The following is a 2,822-nucleotide window of genomic DNA, read 5'->3' on the forward strand; positions in this document are numbered from 1 at the left end:
GACTGGGTGGACGTGGACGTGTCGTTCGGACGGCAGTCCGACGGCTCCGTGGCGGCCAAGGCGCACCCGCGCGGGCTCACCCTGGCCGCGGCAAAGGGCGGCCGGGCCGCGTCGTTCGCCGCGGCGGTGAACGCCCCGGCGCAGGACCTGATCACGCTCTCGGCGGGCGACCGCAGCGTGTCGATGCGCTGGAAGGGCGGCCTGCCCCAGCCGCAGACCGACGGCTCCCGGGCGACCTACCCGGACGTGCTCCCCGGCGCGGACCTCGTCATCGACGCCACCCGGACGGGGTACGAGCAGTCGCTGCTGCTCAAGCGCCGCCCCGCCGAGGACGCGACCTTCGTCCTGCCGATCCGGGCACCGGGGGTCACCGCGGTCCAACAGCCGGACGGCTCGGTGGAGTTCAGCGAGCGCGCGACCGGCCGTCGGCTCAGCACCATGCCGGCGCCCGTCATGTGGGACGCCACCGTCGACGAGCGCTCGCTGGAGCACACCCGCAGGGCGCCGGTCGGCCTCACCGTCACGCAGTCCGGCGACGACATCGAACTGCGACTGAGCCCCGACGCGGCGTTCCTGGCGGACCCGGCGACGCGCTACCCGGTCACCGTCGACCCGTCCGACACGGTGCTCTCCGACGTGTTCGACACCTTCGTCCAGCAGGGCGACACGGTCGACGAGTCCGCCTCGACCGAGCTGAAGATCGGCTGGCCGGGGGACTACGCGGATCCGGGGCCCAACACCAAGCCGCGTGTCGCGCGCTCCTTCATCAGCTGGGACATGACGCCGATCAAGGACGCGCTGGTCTCCAGCGCGACCCTGTCGCTGTTCAACTACCACTCCTGGAACTGCCAGGCACCCGCCGCCTGGGAGGTGTGGGACAGCGGCACCGGGAAGACCACCAGCCGGTGGACCGCGCAGCCGACCTGGTACCAGCGGTACGCCACCTCCACCGAGACCAAGGGCCAGAACTGCTCCAACGGCGGCTACGTCAGCGCCGACGTGACCTCCCTGCTGCAGTACTGGGCGGGGCAGCCCTCGGTCGCCGTCCAGGGGCTGGGCATCCGGGCCGCCAACGAAGGCAGCACCGCCGGGTGGAAGCGCTTCTACTCCGGCAACGCCGCCGCGCAGATCCCCAAGCTCTCGGTCACCTACAACTACCGGCCCAGGACCGGCACCGACCTCCAGGCCGGACCGCCGTTCTTCCCGGCCGACGGCGGCTACGTCGTGAACACCCTCACGCCGACGCTGCGCGACACCTTCGCCGACCTGAACAACGACCGGGTCGACGGCACCTTCCAGATCTTCGAGGAGACCACCGACACCCAGGTGGGGAACCTCCTGGTCTCCCCGTACGGGGCCAGCGGCCAGGCGGTATCGGTCACGGTGCCGGCCGGTCTGCTCGTCAACGGCCGGACCTACCGCTTCCGCTCGAACCCGTACGACGGGACCCACTACAACCTCGGCTGGTCGCCCTGGAAGCGGTTCACCGTCGACACGAGCGCGCCGTCGGCCCCGGTGTCGGTCACCTCGGCCGACTACCCGGAGACCGGCTGGGTCAAGGGCGCGGGCCAGGCCGGCGTCTTCGTGGTCACCCCGCCCGCCGCCGACCACCGGTGGATCGAGTGGTCGCTCGACGGGGCCGGGTGGACCAGGGTGGCGACGAACGGCGCCGCCACGCCGGTCCCGCTGCAGATCACGCCTGCCAGGGGCGGCACCAACACCCTCCAGGTGCGGGCGGTCGACCAGGCGGACAACCGGTCCGAGCCGTTCACGTACACCTTCCACGCCGGTGCCGGCGGGCTCGTCGGGGTCGACGACGGACGGCGCGTCCCGGCCCGGCTCCCGCTGTCCGCGGAGGCCGACTCCAGCCGGTTCGACGCCGTGACCTTCTCCTGGCGCCGGTCCGACGCCGACGCCTGGGCACCGGTCCCGCCCGGTTCCGTCACCGACGCCGGACAGCCGGTCGCGGCCTGGCCGCAGCCGCTGACCGGCGGGGCCAGCCGCCCGCTGGCGTGGACCGCGACGGACACCGTCACCCCGGACGGGGCGGTCCAGGTCCGGGCCGACTTCACCGGGCCGAACGCGGCCGCGGCCTCCTCGGACGCCGTCAAGGTGGTGGTCGACCGGACCGCCGAGGTCGCCACGTCGACCGCGGTCGGGCCCGGCTCGGTGAACCTGCTCACCGGCAACTTCGGCCTGAGCGGCACCGATGTCTCCGCCTTCGACATGGCGGTCACCCGCACCGCCGGATCCCGGGTCCCGGACGCCGGGGCGAGGCAGGACGGCCAGGCCGCCGTCTTCGGCAAGGAGTGGGTGTCCGGCACGGTCGCCACCCGCACCAACCCGACCTACACCGCGGTCCGCCGCACCTCCGACACCTCGGTCGACGTGGCCACCAGGTCCGGCACCGGGATCCGCTTCACGGCGGACGCGGCGGGGACCGGCTGGGTGCCCGAACCCGGCTCCGAGGACCTCACGCTGACCGGCGGCTTCGCGGGCGCCTTCACCCTGACCGGTACCGACGGCAGCGTCACCACCTTCGCCAAGGTCACGCCCGCCGCGACGGTCTGGACGGTGACCACCTCGCTCTCCGACGGTCTGGCGAACTCCACCACCGAGGTCGTGTCCGAGGCCGTCACCGGCCCCGGCGGCGCCACCCTCGCCCGCCCGCGGCGCATCATCGCGGCGAGCAGCGCGGTGACGCTCGGCGCGTGCGAGGCCGCCCCCGCCACCCGAGGCTGCCGCGTCCTGGAGTTCGTCTACGCGCCGGCCACCACCGCGACCGCCGCGGTGTTCGGGGACTTCGCCGACCAGGTCTCGGC

Annotated in this window: 1 protein-coding gene; it reads left to right on the forward strand. The window is 73.6% G+C overall.

Annotated elements, in window-relative coordinates:
- The coding region (locus tag VR45_RS40315; RefSeq protein WP_045944948.1) for a DNRLRE domain-containing protein at positions 1 to 2,822 on the forward strand (2,822 nt) is incomplete at both ends.

Origin of the sequence: Streptomyces sp. NRRL S-495, from assembly GCF_000966955.1 — a bacterium.
Classification (GTDB): Bacteria; Actinomycetota; Actinomycetes; order Streptomycetales; family Streptomycetaceae; genus Kitasatospora; species Kitasatospora purpeofusca.